The following is a 17,825-nucleotide window of genomic DNA, read 5'->3' on the forward strand; positions in this document are numbered from 1 at the left end:
TGGGGTTTTCAAGGGGTATGTATTAGCTCTCAAGACCTGGTGTCGCCGTGGCGAATTAGCAAAAGATTTATCTGAGATTACATTGCTTGATGTCTACAAAGCAGTCAATGTCGTACAGGAGAATGGATGAATTATGAGACGGTTCTTGTACTTCATTGGGTAAAGCCTAGGGGGCACCTTCTTTTTGGAGGTGCCCCGCTGTTTAATCGTGATTAAAGTCATAATCATTATAATCATAATCAAAGCCATTGCCGTTGTTATTATTGTTGTTATAATACCAAGGATGTGGATAGTATTGCCCTGGTCCAGGATAATAATAAGGCTGATAATAAGGATTGTAATGATATGGGTAGTAGTAAAGCCGCGGTGAGTACGGTATATAATCCGGGTTCCCAGAGATATGACTCATATCTTGTTGTATCGGAAATTGATGTTGCAACTGTTAAACCTCCCATTAATTTTTCAATCTTACCACTGCCGAAGGTCAAATAGACTACATTATTGTATTCTGACTTTCATTTCTGGAGCCTGTTCGCAAGTCAATCCTTGTTCACATCTTGAGGAAGGAAACAAATATTGGCTAACACTTCGCGGTGTCAGGCATCCGCCCTAAACACAAGAACCATCCTTAAGTATTGTTAATTATTAGATAATTAGGACTTTTCTCTCTATTATTTATTGCCTTTTTTTCCTACTATGGATAGAGGCCCGAGAATTGTGAGAGGAGGTTTCTGTATAACGGGGGCAAAAAAAGAGAGAGAGGTATGGAGATGAATTTGTCAATTTTTAAGAAAACTAGTTTGTTAACGGCGATTCTGCTTCTAGTGTTTTCATCCCTTGTTTTTGCAGCAAGTAACCCAGGCGGCCCTTCAACAAATGGCCAAACCAATATCAGTTCAACTCTATCATATGCTGACGTAGTAAAGATTTTAGGTGACATTAAGCATTCCAGCAAAGGAAAAGTTGAAGTTTTCACGTTGGACAAGTACGGGAAATCAGAAGCCGGAAGAAGCATTTATGTAGCAAAGGTTGGGGATGGCTCCAAAAAGATTTGGATTCAGGCTCAAATACACGGTAATGAAAAATTGACGACAGAGGCTGCTCTTGACCTTTTAAAAACATATGCGAGCAGCAATAACAGAGAAGTTCAAAAAGTGTTAGGCGAGGCTACCCTCTATTTTATTCCAATGTACAATCCGGATGGGGCGGAAATGAATACCCGGGGAACGAAAATTATGTCAACCGGCCAGCTGCTTGACTTGAATCGCGACTGGACTCTTGACGGCTTTGCCGGCAAGGAATCGCTCGTGGTTTACAAATACTGGGCTGAATTAAAGCCAGACTTTGCAATCGATCTGCACCATCAAGGACTGAAGCAAGTGTATGGAACAAATGAAGCGACATCCTTCTCATTAGGAATTTCGCTAGCCCCTGATGGTCCGACTTTGCCATCTTATAAAAACTACAATGATGTAACACGGCAAATGCTTGCTTATGTATATGACAACATGAAAGGATATGGATACACGCATATCGACCGCTATCAAATTGTTGATGCCGCAAAACAGATTGGATACGATATCGATATTAAAGGCGGTGTTGTATCAGCGATGATGATGGGCTTGAACTATAATGGGTTAAATCCTAAGCATCACAGCCACCCAGCGGTATTCTTTGAGACAAAAGGAAATACTAGTGAAGGAAGTCTCGGGCAAAAGTCAAATGGTTATTTAACCAAGCAAAATTACCTGGCTCTGAAATCTCTTGTTTATGGTTATGTAACGGGTGAAATTTATAAGGTAGACCCAAACCATTGGAATGACATCCCAGCCTATCCGCTTGCAGGATATTGGACAGATTACAATGGAATCGTCCCGGTCGGCGCGTCAGGGTATTAATAATTAAAAAAGAGTGTTTTCTCAATGATTTTTTATTGCAGTCAGAGAGAAGACACTCTTTTTTGGGCGGCAGTGAATGTTTCCCATTTTAGTAGAATATATTTTATTAATATTTTAGCAGTGTTGTGAAAAGGGGACTTTATGTTTAGTAAAAGGTATCTCAGCTATATGGATTTTTATCGATCGAGCTATATGTCATTTTACAGGCGGGGTTGTTTTATTTGTTTGGGTGCGTTGCTGGTGGCGATTTCTTTACAGCTATTTTTAATTAAAAACTATGTAATTGACGGCGGAGTTATCGGAATTGGTATTTTGCTTTCTCATATTACCGGCCTTCAAGTTGGCTTGCTGTTATTGCTATTGAATGTTCCGTTTTTCTTAATTGGTTATGCCTTCCTTGGAAAGCGATTTTGCGCCCTAAGTTTTTTTGCTATTGTTGTTCTCACATTAGGAAGCAACTTTCTCGAACCCTTACCCGCTGTTACGAACACCCCTATCTTTGTCATCTTTTTTGGCGGACTGTTTTTAGGTTTGGGGGTGGGAATTACCATTCGTTTTGGCGGGTGCTTGGATGGGACAGAGGTAATGGCAATCCTGTTTAGTAAACGATCGCGATTTACCATTGGCCAATATGTTCTTTTATTTAATATTGTAATCTTCGGAAGCTCGATTTTTATTTTTGGAATAAAAGCAGCCATCTACTCATTAGCTACCTTTTTTATTGCCTATAAAACAATTGATTTGTTAATTAGAGAATAAGGAAGCAGGTAATTCTGCTTCCTAGGATGACATGACCTGGCCACCGTTTACGTGAAGTGTTTGTCCGGTGACGAAACGGGAATCGTCGGAAGCGAGGTAGACAAACGTTGGAGCCACTTCAAAGGGCTGGGCTTGCCGTTTCATAGGGTTGTCTACGAGCGCAACTTGGTCGGCTGAAAAGCTGGATGGAATTAGCGGAGTCCATATCCTTCCAGGTGCAATGGCATTGACCCTGATGCCTTTGTCAATGAGATTATGTGCCAGCGCCCGTGTAAATCCAACGTTAGCGGCTTTCGTCGACGTATAATCCACCAATTGTTTATGGCCATAATAGGCGACAACAGAAGCGGTGTTGATGATGGAACTGCCGGCCTTTAAGTATGGAAGCGCGGCGCGGGTGGTGTAAAAATGAGAGTAGATGTTTATTTTAAATGTATCATCGAACTGTTCATCGGTAATATCCAACAGGCTTGCTTGTTGAAATTGGATTCCGACATGGTTGCAAAGTACATCGAGCTTGCCGAATGTTTCAATCGTTTTTTCAACGATCGCGATACATTGCTGCTTTTCTCTAAGATCCCCAGGCAATAATAGACAGCGCTGCTCTAGCTCTTTAATTCGTGTTTTCGTCCGATTGGCGTCTTCGTGTTCATCTAAATAGGCGATGGCTACATCGGCCCCTTCTTTTGCAAAAGCTATCGCCGCCGCTGCCCCCATACCGCTGTCGCCGCCGGTAATGAGCGCGACTTTTCCTTTCAATTTTCCACTGCCCTGATAATTTGGATTTTCGATAATCGGCCGCGGAACCATTAATTTTTCCACTCCGGGCTGACGAAGCTGCCGCTGTTCTGGCACCGTGATGGGAATATCTTCATAACGGGTTATTTTTCCGTAATGGGGGTACATCGGGTACTCTTGATTTGGCGGTGTCTGCTGATGGTCGTTTGTCATGGTAACCCTCCTTTTTTAAAAAACATATTCCGGTTACTTTATGTGATCTGGGCGGATTAAGTGCCTGTCAGGCTGCTTGGGTACGGGCTCAATGCTGCAGGGATTGGAATAGTGTAGAGAAAAGAGATTTCGAGGAGGTTTTTTGCAGTGCAGTATTATTATCAATTGAGCCGCGAAGCAAAGTTATTGTTAGTTGATCATTCAAAGGAAAAAGAGGAAGTCGTCTATAATTCTAATCCGCGGCCTATAAAAATACCGCAAATTGGCCCGCGGCCGCCATATTATGCGAATCCGAGGTATGAACCTTATTATCCGGTTATTTAGGATTTGTGAATCGCCGGGGCGGGCTGGTCTATGTGACTTGGGCGGGGGATTGTTTTGTGGTAGGGGCACGTAGAGCTCTTCTACGTGACTGAACCGTTAGTTTTTTAACAGTTTGGGTAACGTAGAGCCCGTCTACATGCACGAAGAGATAGTATTTTAGCAGTTTGGGTAACGTAGAGCCTGTCTACGTGCCCGAAGAGATGGAAATTTAGCAGTTTGGGTCATGTAGAGCCCGTCTACGTGCCTGAAGAGATGGAAAATTAGCAGTTTGGGTAACGTAGAACCCCTCTACATGCCCGAAGAGATGGTATTTTAGTAGTTTGGGTAACGTAGAGCCCGTCTACGTGCCCGAAGAGATGGAAATTTAGCAGTTTAGGTAACGTAGAGCCCGTCTACGTGCCGGAAGAGATGGAAATATAGCAGTTAGGGTAACGTAGAGCCCGTCTACGTGCCCGAAGAGATGGAAATATAGCAGTTTAGGTAACGTAGAGCCCGTCTACGTGCCCGAAGAGATGGAAATAGAGCAGTTAGGGTAACGTAGAACCCGTCTACGTGCCCGAAGAGATAGAAGTTTAGCAGTTAGGGTAACGTAGAGCCCGTCTACGTGCCGGAAGAGATAAAGAACCCGTCTACATGCCCGAAGAGATGGAAATTTAGCAGTTTGGGGGTCACGTAGAGAGTATGTACTCCTTTTCCATTGCCCAAAACGGGCTAAAACATCAAATTATGGTCAATGGAGCCCCACTCCATTGCCCAAAACCGGCTAAATTATCAAATTATGGTCAATGCATCCCCGTTCCATTGCCCAAAACCGGGTAAATCAACAAATTATGGTCAATGCATCCCCGTTCCATTGCCCAAAACCGGCTAAATTATCAAATTATGGTCAATGCATCCCGTTCCATTGCCCAAAACCGGGTAAATCAACAAATTATGGTCAATGCATCCCCGTTCCATTGCCCAAAACCGGTTAAATTATCAAATTATGGTCAATGGAGCCCCATTCCATTGCCCAAAACCGGCTAAATTATCAAATTATGGTCAATGGAGCCCCATTCCATTGCCCAAAACGGGCTAAAACATCAAATTATGGTCAATGCATCCCCAATCCATTGCTTAAAACTGGCAAAGCCAACAAATTTTGGTCAATGCACTCCTGCTCCATCACCTAAAACCTGCCCCCAAAAACCCATAGTGCTGAATTACCCTTTTTCAAAATAAAATAGAACTAAAATGGTAATTGCCTGGGGGTGTTGGTCATACCAATCGAATGGAATGAACAAGATAAAATTTTTCACTTATATAATCAACGGATTAGCTACTTCATTCAAATTGTCCACGGAAAGTATCCTGCCCATTTGTACTGGGGAAGCCGGGTTCAGGCACTTCAGCCAGCTTCAATCCTTATCTATAAAAGCAGGGCCTTTTCTCCGACGACAGAGCCAGGGGATCCTAAATTTTCCCTTGATACCCTGCCGCAGGAGTATCCCGCCTTTGGTAACGGAGATTTCCGGTTACCGGCTTATCAGCTCCGAACCAGAGACGGATCAACTATTACCGAGTTTACTTATGATTCCCATGAAATTTTCCCAGGAAAGCCGCATTTCGAGGGACTCCCAGCTGCGTATGTTGAGGAAGAGAATGAGGCAGACACATTAGTCATCACCATGGTCGACTCTATGCTCGGCATCGGACTAAATCTCCACTATACAATTTACCGCGACCTCGATGTCATCACCAGATCCGTTTCCTTTGAGAACCTTGGCTCCCATCAAGTGGAAATACATAAATGTATGAGCATGTCCATTGACTTTCGCCATTCCAATTGGGATTGGCTGCATCTTCACGGAACTTGGGCAAGGGAGAGGCATATCGAACGACAGCCGTTACATCATGGAACGCAAATGATTTCCTCAGCAAGGGGAGCCAGCAGCCACCAGCATAATCCCTTCGTGGCGCTGCTTTCAAAAAATGCTTCTGAGGATCATGGCGAGGTTTTCGGCCTTAGTTTAGTGTATAGCGGGAATTTCGAAGCATCTATAGAAGTCGATCCATTTGAAACGACGAGGCTGGCAATCGGGATAAATCCATTTGATTTTATCTGGGTCTTAAAGCCAGGGGAAACATTTCAATCGCCAGAGGCTCTTATGGTTTTTTCAAAAGAAGGAATCGGCGGCATGTCGAGAACCTTTCATCGATTACTGCGCACTCGAGTATGCCGTGGTATTTATCGTGACAAAACACGCCCAATTCTTCTCAACAACTGGGAGGCCACAAGGTTTAATTTTACCGAGGAAAAATTAAAAAAGCTTTCAGATGCGGCGGCTGACCTAGGAATTGAGCTATTCGTCCTCGATGATGGCTGGTTCGGCCGACGTAATAATGATAAAAGTTCACTTGGCGATTGGGTGGTCAATCGGAAAAAACTGCCCCATGGATTAAAGGGATTGGCAAATTATGTTCAAACGAAGGGGATGCAATTTGGGTTGTGGGTCGAGCCGGAAATGATTTCACCCGACAGCGATTTGTACCGAAGACACCCTGATTGGTGCCTGCATGTCAAAGGGAGAAACCGGACGCTGTCGCGAAATCAGCTTGTCCTCGATTTAAGCAGGGAAGACGTCTGCGATTGGGTCATCGAAACATTCACGACCATCTTCAACAGTGCTCCAATCAACTATGTCAAATGGGACATGAATCGGAATATGACGGAGGTCGGTTCCGCCGAGCTTCCGCGAGAAAGGCAAAAGGAAACTGCCCACCGCTATATGCTAGGCCTGTATCGAATCCTTGGAACATTAACAAAACGATTTCCTGAGATTTTGTTTGAAAGCTGTTCAGGCGGTGGCGGGCGTTTTGACCCTGGGATGCTGTATTACATGCCGCAAACATGGACGAGTGATGACACAGACGCAGTGGAACGGTTAAAAATTCAGTATGGAACGAGCCTGGTATACCCGGCGGTCACCATGGGCGCCCATGTGTCCGATGTGCCTAATCATCAGGTCGGACGGAACACTCCATTGAAAATGAGATGCCATGTGGCAATGGCGGCCAATTTAGGATTTGAAATGAATATCGATAAGCTCAGCAAGGACGAAAGGGTGACAATTAAAAGGGAAATAAAGTTTTATCACCAAATCCAGGAACTCGTCTGTTTCGGGGATTTGTATAGACTGCTTAGCCCATTTGAAGGGATGGATACAGCCTGGATGTATGTGGCACCAGATCAACAACAAGCGGTTGTTTTTTACTATCGAATTCTTGCAGCACCGAATCCGCCCTTGCTTCGGTTAAAATTACGAGGGTTAAATCCGAAAGTGAAGTACCGCACCAATAACGTGGCCCCAGCTTACTTTGGAGACGAGTTAATGAAAATCGGCTTAGCAGTTACCCAAATAAAAAAGGACTTCTCCTCTGAGATTTTTCTCATCCAAGCCATGGAATAAAAAAGTGCCTGACACCAAAATTGGTGTCAGGCACTTTGACCTTGCCGTGATTATCCAGTAATGACTCTTTCTTTTGGGTAGTTGAATTTGGATTGCTTTTTATTTCCTCTAATGATAAAGATAAATGAGGTTAACCCGATTCGTCCAATGAACATCAGAATCATGAGAATGATTTTTCCAAAGGTGCTTAATTCGGGCGTGATTCCTGTAGACATGCCGACAGTACCAAATGCAGAGCAAACTTCAAAGAAAATGGCGATAAGGCTATTCTGGTGATCTGAAATACTTAAAGCGACAACTGAAATAAAGCACATAACGATTGCTAACAGGGTAATCGCAAATGATTTCAAAATATCATCGGGATGAAGTTCTCGATTAAAGATTTTAATATCACGATTTCCCCTAGTGAAGTGATAAACAAATAACATATTTAAAGCAAAGGTTGTTGTCCGAATTCCTCCGCCTACAGAGTTTGGCGAACCGCCAATAAACATGAAAATACTCATAACCAAGAGTGTCGGCATAGAAAAATCATTAATATCCATTGTCGTGATCCCCGCGCTTCTCGTTGTGGTCGCTTGGAATAAAGCGTAGAAAAAGGATTTATGCCAGGTCATATCTTTAAAATAATGATTAAATTCGATAAGAAAAATAAGGATTGTTCCAAAAACGAGAAGAATCCCGTATGTTGATGTTGTCAACTTTGCAAATAATGAAAAGCGGAAAGGCTTTCCAGGGTCTGTCTTTTTCCTTAAAAAATATTCCTTCACTTCAATTAATACAGGGAATCCTATGGCTCCAAGTATAATTTGGATAATATTAATCAGCTGCACGAAATAATCGCCGGCATATGGAGCAAGGGATTCTCCGGTAATATCCATCCCCGCGTTCGTTGTGGCACTGACAGATGCAAATAAACCATGAAGAAAGGCTTCACTCCAGGTTGGATAATATTTCAAGAAATGTAATCCAAGAATTATTCCGCCTGTCAGCTCTATCAAGATAATAATCTTAAGGATTTCTTTCACGAGGAGAACAAGTCCGGATAATGCAAACTGATTATTATCCACCATAATGAGCTGGCGTTCGCGCAATCCAATTTTTCGCCCCATCAGCATCCAGAAGAAGGTGCTGATCGCCATAACGCCAATCCCTGCGAATTGCAGGATAATCATGATCACAAAATACCCAAAGGTGCTGAAGGTTTTCGATATATCAAATACCATCAGACCTGTATCACTAACAACACTTACAGCCGTAAAGACAGTATCAATAAAGGACGCTTTGACCCCAGGTTTATGAACGGCAGGGATGCTAAATAATAGAATTGAAATGGTAACCGCGAGTAAATAATATCCAGAAATCACTTGGGCTGGTGACAGTCTCTCCATCCAAGCTCTTAATTTCCCCCACATAATAGTTCATATCCCTCTAAAAAGTTTTTCATATCCATTATCATAATGAAAAATCGTTTTATTTGGAAGGAATATTTATAATTTTAAGAAGAAGGTGTTATGGTCCATTTTTAACAAAAAAAACCCGGCACAAGGCCGGAAAGAAAAATATACATTAAAGGGGGGGTGATAGGCTTGAAAAAGATCATGCCTGATTCATAACCTATCATATCCCGAAAAAATGAAAATACTATGAATAAAACATTAAAACAGTGTTAAAGCTGTACGGTGCCTGACACCAAAGCGGGTGTCAGGCACGAATGAAGAACCATCCCCATGCATCATTCTTCATAGTGAATCGTGATGGTGTCGTCGTGTCGTTTGGTGAAGATTTTGTTTTTCTTTCTGTTTTCTTTTGTTTGGAAGATGATGTCGAAGTCGTAGTCGTCTGGGTATAGCTCGTTGGCAGCGATGTACAGGTTTAGTCTTTTATGGTTAATGGATTGTTTCTCTCCTTTTACTTGAACTAGATAATTTCCCATCTGATCGGGACCGGTGTAAATAATACCAAACTCATTTGTTGGTGAAATTTTTACATTATCTCCTTGACGATAAACCGGTACACGACTATCGGGACTTTCCTGCCTCTTCCGATCCTTGTATTTGTTTACAATCACCTGTTTCTCCAATTCCTTCAGCTTCCAGGCATCGGATACATCCACTGAGTACTGCTTCACCTCTTTGTAGGTGACAGCATGGGCCCTTTCGATGATTTTCGGATGAATTCCCAGCTTTAATGCAATCGCAAACGCCTGGCTTTCCCCGCCGCGCCCCATCATTAAACGATAGGTCGGGCTCAAGGTTGTTATATCGAATTCCATCGATCCATTTAAAAACCCTGGATGTGTTTCGGCAAACTCTTTAATCTCACTGTAGTGAGTTGTTGCAAAGATTGCTGCACCTTTTTCATAAAGCGTTTCTAAAATGGCGGTCGCCAGCCCCATTCCTTCTCCGGGGTCGGTGCCAGAGCCAAGCTCATCCAGCAGCACTAATGTCCGGCTGTTTGTCTCTTTTAAAATATCAATGATATTGACGATTCGGGAACTAAACGTACTTAAATTTTCACTAATACTTTGCCCGTCGCCAATATCAACAAGAATCCGTTCAAAGATGCTAAGGTTGCTTTCTGGAGATGCGGGAATATGAAGGCCGCATTGAACCATTAAGGTCAATAGTCCGACTGTCTTGATGGTAACGGTTTTACCGCCAGTATTTGGTCCGGTAATCACCAAGGCCTGCTGCTCACCGCCTAACGATAGTGACAATGGGACTGCTTTTTCCCCTAATAAAGGGTGGCGAGAATCAATCAGTTCAATCTCACCGGAATCGTTGATGTTCACTTTTGCACCATTAATTGAGCGGCAATATTTTGCTTTAGAAAATAAAAAATCATAATGAACCATTGTTTCAATTGCGGTTCGGATTTGCGCTTCTTTTTCCTCGACCAATCCGGTTAAGTAGCTCAAAACCTTTTGGACTTCGATTTCTTCATCGTTCAACAGCCATGTTAATTGGTCTTGAAAAATGGCAATTTCCTCTGGTTCGATGAAAAGGGTGGAGCCGGATGCAGATGTGTCCAACACGGTTCCTTTTATTTTCGTTCGGTATTCCTTTTTAATAGGAATCACGTATCGTCCATTTCGTTGACTGACTACATGTTCCTGCAAATACGTTTTATATTTATTGGAACGTACTAACTGCATTGTTTTATCCTTTAAGCGCTCCTCTTGAATCGTTATTTGTTTCCGTATTTTCAACAGCTCTTTGCTTGCATAATCATCCACACGGCCATTGCGGATGCAGCGGATGATTTCACTGGCAAGCTCAGGCAACTCCTCGATAGCGTCGATATAGGACGATACCCTTTGCGCCAAAAAGGCTTTATCCTTCATAAATCGCCGCATCTTTCCGCAGCAATCAAGGAAATCGTAAAGCTTTGTAAACAGATCAACTCTAAGAGCGTCCCCTTTATTTAGACTAGCTAACAGCTGCTCCATCCCATCCAAACCATGCACCGGAACGCTGGCGCTTTTCTTCAAAATCTCCGCTGCCTCCGAAACCTCATCAAGCCAGGCTTCGATTTGTCTTTTATTGGAAGATGGTGTCAGGCACCCGATTTTTGCCTTGCCTTCCTTTGTTAAGGCATGGCTAGCGATGGTTTCTTTGATTTGTTTAAATTCTAATGTGTCAAATGTGTGCTGGTTCAATTTTGTTTCCTCCTTAGAAATAAAAATAGCCGCAATGAACAATGTCATTGCGGCTAAAACAGAGGTGTGGAGTTCACACCTCGTTCATCCTTAAAAAAACCAAAATAAATACTGTCTACAAAAAATGTACACAGCAGCATTGGATCAAGAATGTATGCCTATGTCATCTTCATGGTTCTTAACTTCATTCCAAAACCATAGTCAAATAAACCCTCATTCGTACCTAAAAAAACGAAAAGGATGACCTGGAATGAACATATCCAATTGATTGGATTAGTTAAGAACGACACCTAACATAAAACATACTCCTTTATAAGGAAATATAATACTTTTCTACATAATATGGTCAATTAAGGTAATTTGTCAAATGTTTTTTGTGAAGCATGGGGACGGTTTTCTTGCCTCTAAATTAAATGAAGAAGAAGGGCTATCCCTATGCATCATACCTGTGCTGAAAAAATAAACATATTTTATTAAATTTGGTTACTTGACAGAATTATTTTAAGGATATAAAATTTTTAAGGTCAATAGATGATGCAATAACCGACAATTCGGTTGCAAACTTAAACTGTTTGACATATGGATAAGAATATTGTTGCAAAATTTATCTGTTTGCCAAATTCATGCAACACATCCTGCTATTATTATTTTTAATCATTTTTGTAAGCCGTTGCAGAGGGAAATAGAGTCAACATTTTTTGGTGAAGATTTAGAAAGGTTGTGGATAAAAACATATTTATGTGAGGGAATAAATTGCAGCATTTTTATAAAGATAATAACTAACAGATTTATACATCAGGAGGACGATCATGCCGTTATTAATTATTGCAATTGGGGTTGTATTGTTACTTATTTTAATCATGGGATTCAAGTTAAACACCTTTGTATCATTGATTATTGTTTCCTTTATTGTCGCATTGCTTTTAGGAATCCCGGTAAAAGATGTTGTTCATTCAATTGAAAACGGTTTAGGCGGGACGCTTGGACATATTGGTTTAATCTTTGGACTCGGCGCCATGCTTGGCCGGTTAATTGCTGATGCGGGCGGTGCCAACCGGATTGCGACAACATTAATTGACAAGTTCGGCGAAAAAAGAATTCAATGGGCTGTATTATTCGCTTCATTTATTGTAGGTATTGCACTATTTCTGGAAGTTACCATTGTTCTATTAGTTCCAATTATTTTCTCCATCGCAAAAGAATTAAAAGTTTCAATTGTGAAATTAGGTCTTCCAATGGTAACAGCTGCTTTAGCGGCGCATGCATTCTTACCGCCGCACCCAGGACCGATTGCGGTTGCAGCTGAATATCATGCCAATGTTGGCTTAGTATTAATTTACGGAATTATTGTTGCCATTCCAACGGTAATTATTGCGGGTATTTTGTATCCAAAGCTGGCACAAAAAATTGTGCCTAGTGCCTTTACTAGAGAAGGAAGCTCATCTTTCGGTATTCAGAAAACATTTAAATTAGAAGAAACACCTGGTTTTGGAATCAGTGTCTTTACAGCACTTTTCCCTGTAATATTAATGGCTTTAGGGGCAGCGGTAGATATGGTGCAGCCAGCTTTAGGATTTAAAGATAATTGGTTTGTCATCTTCATTCGTTTTATCGGGACCTCCTCAACAGCGATGCTGCTTTCTGTTTTACTGGCGATTTACACTATGGGAATTCGTAGAAAAACCCCAATCAAGGATTTGATGGATTCTTGTTCTTCAGCGGTTAATGCGCTTGGGATGCTGCTGTTAATCATTGGCGGCGGCGGTGCATTAAAGCAAGTGCTTGTTGATGGCGGTGTAGGTGATTATGTTGCCAAAATATTTGAAGGAACTTCGATGTCACCTATTCTGTTTGCCTGGATTGTCGCAGCATTATTACGTGTCTGCTTAGGTTCTGGAACGGTTGCAACCTTAACAACCCCAGGACTGGTTATTCCTTTAATGGCAACCATGCCTGATGTTAACTTAGAATTAGTAACACTTGCTACAGGTGCCGGAAGTGCTATTGCCTCACATGTTAACGATGCTGGTTTCTGGATGGTCAAAGAGTCTTTAGGGATGTCCTTGAAAGAGGCCTTTGGAACATATACGATCCTTTCCACCGTTGTGGCAGTTTCGGGATTAGTCTTCACCTTAATCTTAGGTGCATTTCTTTAAAAAAAACGAAGAAACCATTTTATAGCCGCTATAAAATGGTTTCTTTTTTTTATGAGCTGTTTGATCTTGCTTTTACTTTGACGGTATTTTGCTTATAATGAAAGGTGTTGCAAAATGCACAACTGCCAACATAAATAACCGTTTAGCCAGAAGGTGAAAAGAAATAATGATGAAAGCGTTGGTCATTGTCCCTTATGAGGGGCTGTTGGAATTAATGAAAGAGATCCAGCAAGAAGTAGAAGATATTCAATTACATATCGAATTAGGTAATTTATATGAAGGGGTCGCGATTGCAAAGGATGCGGAACAACACGGCTATCATGTCATCATCAGCCGTGGGGGAACAGCTTCGATGATTCAGGAGGCGGTTTCGATTCCGGTGATTGACATTCAAGTGTCCGGCTATGATGTATTACGTATTTTAACACTAGTAAAAGGATTTTCAAGGAAAGCGGCCATCGTTGGATTTAGCAATATTACCCAAGGGGCGGCAACGATTTGTGAGCTTCTTGATTTAGATATAAAGACATTAACAATCACCAAAGATAGTGAAGTGACAGAAACACTCGCGAATTTAAAAAATCTTGGCTATGAGGTCATCATCGGTGATGTCGTGACTGTTCAAAGTGCCAGACAGCTGGGATTGACAGGTGTTTTGATTACGTCTGGAAAAGAAGCGATTCTTGATGCCCTGGAAGAAGCAAGAAGGTCCTATCACTTATTCTCCCGTCTGCAGCAGGATGTTTCTATTTTTCAAGCTATTCTTGATGGAAATGAACAGGCAATCGCTGTTTTCAATAAAGAGGAAACCATGGTTTATGCCAACGAGCGGTTTAATCAGGAGTTTCAGTGGATGAAAATCGAAAGTTCACCGGATTTAAAAAAGATAATCCACGAAACGGCATTGACCCGTGAGAAGCAAACGATCACACTTCACATGAATCATGTTTTTTGGAAGATCACCACATGTCTGAAAGAAGACAGTATTATTATGTATTTTGACAAAAATGTTCCTGACCAGGTGATGGCACAAAACGGTAATGCAAATGCAATTGAATTTCATACATCCGTTTCATTTACTCCTTTTTCGGGAAAAAGCGAGCAAATTCAAAAGGTGCTTAAGCAAATTGATCAATATAGTAAAAGTGAAGCTTCGGTTTGGATTTCCGGCGAAGAAGGAATTGGCAAGGAATTAGCTGTCCATACTATTTATTTAAAAAGAAAAAAAATGAAAGAATCCTTTATCACACTGCATTGTGATGTAATAAGTGAAGAACAGCTGAAAAATCTATTAAATGAGGCTTTTTTTGAAAGATATGCCAATGGTGTAGTTTATCTGAAACATATCGATCAACTAAGTCCTTCGATGCAAAAAGAATTATCCCAGATACTTACGCAGAATGAAGCTGAAAAACTGCAATGGCTGGCGTCTTCTGAGGATAACATCGAGGAGAAGATGAAAGGCGGTTCATTTGATAGCGTGCTGTATGCTGCATTAGCGGAGTTGAAAATTCAAATTCCGCCATTGCGGGAACGTAGAAGTGATATTGAAGATTTAGTGCATGTGTTTATTTCAGAATTTCATCCAAAGTATGGAAACAAAGTGGTGGGTATTCGCCAGGATGCATTAGAGGAACTGAAGAACTATGATTGGCCTGGTAATGTACAACAACTGAGACAAATCATTGAACAATTATTTTTAGAAGCCTCTTCCTACTATATTGAAAAGAACGAAGTGGAAGCCGCCCTTAAGCAATTAAAACAGCAAGAGAAGCCTGCTGATCCATTAACACCTATCGATTTAAGCGGTACATTAGAGGAAATTGAAAAACAAGTGATTATCAAAGTGTTGGAAGAAGAAGGAATGAATCAATCGAAAGCAGCAAAACGGTTAGGAATTAACCGTTCCACATTGTGGCGCAAGCTAAAATAACAGCTTGCGTTTTTTTATTTTTTAAATAGGTTGCAAAAAACAACAGCATAATTATATTGGAAATATGGCGTTGATAATTATTGCTTAATGCAACATTTTGTTTTATTATTATTTCTGTAATCGTTTTTAGGATTTAAATTCATTAATACGTTTTAGAAACATACAAAGCTCAATAGGTGCTGTAGTCCGAATGAAAAGGAAACGAACAATACAAACTATTATATGTATAAAGGGGGTCGGGAGTTAGGTGAAACTAGCAGTTATAGCAGATGATTTAACAGGCGCAAATGACACAGGTGTCCAATTTGCCAAACAAGGTTTAAAAACAACTGTGCTGTTTTCTGATACGCAATTGCAGCAGTCGCACTTAAGTGAGGATGTCATTGTATTAAATTCGGACAGCCGTGCTTTAATTGCTAAAAAGGCTTATGAGGCCGTATTTCAAATGGCAGCACAATTAAACCATTTAGGCGTTTCCAATGTGTTTAAAAAAGTCGACTCCACTATGCGAGGAAACATTGGCCCAGAAATTGATGCGGTAATGGATGTCTTTCAGATTAAGACTTCATTTGTTGTCCCGGCTTTTCCGAAAAGCAAACGGGTGACACTGAACGGCAGCCATTATGTTAATGGTGTGCTATTAGCCGCAACGGAAATGGCAAATGATCCCGCCTGCCCTGTCAAAGAGAGTTACTTACCAAAATTATTGCAGAATCAAAGCAAGCGAAAAATAGACTTAATTTCAATGTCTGATGTGAGACAAGGAATCAGCCATTTATCTGAAAAAATGACTGAACTGTCTTCAGGGGAAATTTCGAAAATTATCATTATCGATGCCACATCGGATGAGGAACTGGAGACCATTGTCCAAGCAGCAAAAGCTTTAAAGGAGAAAGTTCTGTGGGTCGGTTCTGCGGGGATTGCTTCCCACCTTTATGGCACAAGTACTGATAAAATGCAGTTCCACCCTGGTCAGGATGGGGAAAGACATCCGGTACTGCTTGTCGCCGGGAGTGTCAAATCGACCACACATCAACAAATTCAAGAGCTGAAAGTGAAAAATCATGTTGAAGAAATTGTGATTTCTCCTGAAGAATTCTTTTTTGAAGACAGACGGAAGCTTGAAATTGAACGAGTGGTAAAAGCTGGCCAAGTCCTGCTTCGACAAAATGATTTAGTCGTTTCGACCGATCGAGGGGAGGAAACGATTAATAGAGTCAAAGAACTACAGCACTCACTCGGGTTATCGAATTTGCAAGTAGGCACCACGATTGCTGAAGCGATGGGAGAAATTGCTGGCCGGTTAATCGAATGCAACCGTATTTCCGGTGCTGTTTTAACAGGCGGAGATATTGCTGCTGCTACATGCAAGGTGTTGAACGGGGAAGGCATTCGTGTGATCGGCGAAGTGGAAGCGGGTATACCGTATGGAAAGCTATTCGGCGGTTTATACGACGGGATGCCGCTGGTGACAAAAGCGGGTGCATTTGGAACCGATCAGGCATTTGTGAAAGCGCTGGAAACCATTACTGGAGTAAATGGCCTATCTTAAAAAGGGCTTTATAAAAAATAGAAGTGAAATCGGAGGAATAGATGATGGCTGCCAATAAACCAATTATCGCTATTACAATGGGTGACCCATCAGGTGTCGGACCTGAAATTATTGTTAAATCTTTAAATGATCAAAACATTTATGAAAATTGCCGTCCATTTGTTGTCGGCGACCTTAAAATTCTTAAGCGAGCTTTAGGAGTAACCAATATCGACCTGCAGTTAAACAGCATTTCGAATCCAGAAGAAGCAAAGTATGAATATGGAACAATCGATATCGTCGACCTAGATTTAGTGTCAGAGGATTTACCATGGGGACAAGTATCTCCTGAAGCTGGAAATGCTGCTTTCCGCTATTTGGAAAAGTCAATTTCCTACGCAAATGAGGGGCGTATTCAAGCGATTTGTACAGCTCCATTAAATAAAGAAGCTCTTCATAAAGCGGGCCATATGTATCCTGGACACACTGAGATCCTGGCTGAATTAACGAACACAAAAGATTTTGCGATGATGTTATCAGCCCCTGGTTTACGTGTCATCCATGTGACTACTCATATCGGACTGCTTGATGCGATTAACAAAATTAACGCTGACCGTCAATATACGGTGATCAAGCTTGCCCATGAAACATTACAAAAAGCAGGAATTAAGTCACCAAGGATTGCTGTTTGCGGAATCAACCCGCATGCTGGTGAAAACGGTCTGTTCGGTCATGGGGAAGAAGAAGAAAAAATTATTCCGGCTGTTCAAAAGGCACAGGCTGAAGGAATTAATGTGCAAGGGCCGCTTCCGGCAGATACATTATTTTTCAGAGCAAAGCGCGGCGACTTTGACATTGTTGTAGCCCAGTATCATGACCAAGGGCACGGACCGATTAAAGTATTGGGACTAGAAGCCGGCGTAAACATAACGGTTGGTCTTCCAACCATTCGGACAAGCGTGGACCACGGCACCGCTTTTGACATTGCAGGTAAAAATATTGCCGACGAGCTTTCATTAAAAGAAGCCATTCGCATGGCGATTGAATTAGCTCCTGAAAAATAGTTCAAACTAAATAAAGATAAGGGAAAGCAAGAGGGACTTTGAGAGACCTCTTGCTGCCTTTTTATGTGTTGATTTGGAGCCTGCTAGTAAAACAAGGTT

At 41.6% G+C, this 17,825-nt stretch carries 12 protein-coding genes and 1 pseudogene; 9 read left to right on the forward strand and 4 right to left on the reverse strand.

All coding sequences use genetic code 11. The features are described from left to right. Positions 1 to 32 precede the first annotated feature (32 nt). Positions 33 to 121 (forward strand): annotated as a pseudogene (locus A6749_RS28965) (Rrf2 family transcriptional regulator); the annotation flags it as partial. Positions 122 to 202: 81 nt separating this feature from the next. On the opposite strand, the gene A6749_RS28145 reads toward A6749_RS28965, so the two are convergent. Next, a complete protein-coding gene (locus tag A6749_RS28145; RefSeq protein WP_127485157.1) occupies positions 203 to 439 on the reverse strand; it encodes a hypothetical protein in 237 nt (78 codons plus the stop codon). Positions 440 to 770: 331 nt separating this feature from the next. Here A6749_RS28145 and A6749_RS16335 point away from each other — a divergent pair, with 331 nt between their 5' ends. Both A6749_RS16335 and A6749_RS16340 read left to right on the forward strand, forming a co-directional pair. Continuing rightward, the gene (locus tag A6749_RS16335) at positions 771 to 1,898 is read left to right on the forward strand and encodes a M14 family zinc carboxypeptidase (protein ID WP_066401012.1); all 1,128 of its coding nucleotides are present in this window, start codon (positions 771 to 773) and stop codon (positions 1,896 to 1,898) included. Positions 1,899 to 2,090: 192 nt separating this feature from the next. Beyond that, entirely contained in the window at positions 2,091 to 2,657 is a 567-nt protein-coding gene (locus A6749_RS16340) for a YitT family protein (protein WP_153043071.1), read from the forward strand. A gap of 21 nt (positions 2,658 to 2,678) precedes the next feature. Here the strand turns inward: A6749_RS16340 and A6749_RS16345 are convergent, their stop codons facing one another. Then, entirely contained in the window at positions 2,679 to 3,608 is a 930-nt protein-coding gene (locus A6749_RS16345; RefSeq protein ID WP_066391802.1) for an SDR family oxidoreductase, read from the reverse strand. A gap of 147 nt (positions 3,609 to 3,755) precedes the next feature. On the opposite strand from A6749_RS16345, the gene A6749_RS28640 reads away from it, so the two are divergent. Next, on the forward strand, positions 3,756 to 3,932 hold the full coding sequence (locus tag A6749_RS28640; RefSeq protein WP_169809865.1) for a hypothetical protein: 177 nt from the start codon (positions 3,756 to 3,758) through the stop codon (positions 3,930 to 3,932). 1,259 nt (positions 3,933 to 5,191) lie between these two features. Beyond that, entirely contained in the window at positions 5,192 to 7,381 is a 2,190-nt protein-coding gene (locus A6749_RS16350; RefSeq protein WP_066401013.1) for an alpha-galactosidase, read from the forward strand. 50 nt (positions 7,382 to 7,431) lie between these two features. On the opposite strand, the gene A6749_RS16355 is transcribed toward A6749_RS16350, so the two are convergent. Then, a complete protein-coding gene (locus A6749_RS16355; RefSeq protein ID WP_407937513.1) occupies positions 7,432 to 8,772 on the reverse strand; it encodes a TrkH family potassium uptake protein in 1,341 nt (446 codons plus the stop codon). A gap of 344 nt (positions 8,773 to 9,116) precedes the next feature. After that, positions 9,117 to 11,042: an endonuclease MutS2 gene (locus tag A6749_RS16360; protein WP_066391813.1), complete on the reverse strand. Its 1,926-nt coding sequence runs from the start codon at positions 11,040 to 11,042 to the stop codon at positions 9,117 to 9,119. 809 nt (positions 11,043 to 11,851) lie between these two features. Here A6749_RS16360 and A6749_RS16365 point away from each other — a divergent pair. The 4 genes from A6749_RS16365 to pdxA all read left to right on the forward strand — a co-directional run bounded on the left by A6749_RS16365 (position 11,852) and on the right by pdxA (position 17,726). After that, entirely contained in the window at positions 11,852 to 13,198 is a 1,347-nt protein-coding gene (locus A6749_RS16365; protein WP_066391820.1) for a gluconate:H+ symporter, read from the forward strand. Positions 13,199 to 13,364: 166 nt separating this feature from the next. Continuing rightward, positions 13,365 to 15,131 (forward strand): sigma-54-dependent Fis family transcriptional regulator, encoded by a 1,767-nt coding sequence (locus tag A6749_RS16370; RefSeq protein WP_066391822.1) that lies wholly within the window; start codon positions 13,365 to 13,367, stop codon positions 15,129 to 15,131. A gap of 247 nt (positions 15,132 to 15,378) precedes the next feature. After that, complete coding sequence (locus A6749_RS16375) at positions 15,379 to 16,683, forward strand: four-carbon acid sugar kinase family protein (protein WP_066391824.1); 1,305 nt, start codon at positions 15,379 to 15,381, stop codon at positions 16,681 to 16,683. Positions 16,684 to 16,727: 44 nt separating this feature from the next. Then, the gene (gene pdxA / locus A6749_RS16380) at positions 16,728 to 17,726 is read left to right on the forward strand and encodes a 4-hydroxythreonine-4-phosphate dehydrogenase PdxA (protein ID WP_066391825.1); all 999 of its coding nucleotides are present in this window, start codon (positions 16,728 to 16,730) and stop codon (positions 17,724 to 17,726) included. Positions 17,727 to 17,825: the final 99 nt, after the last annotated feature.

The organism is Neobacillus mesonae, assembly GCF_001636315.1.
GTDB lineage: Bacteria > Bacillota > Bacilli > Bacillales > Cytobacillaceae > Neobacillus > Neobacillus mesonae.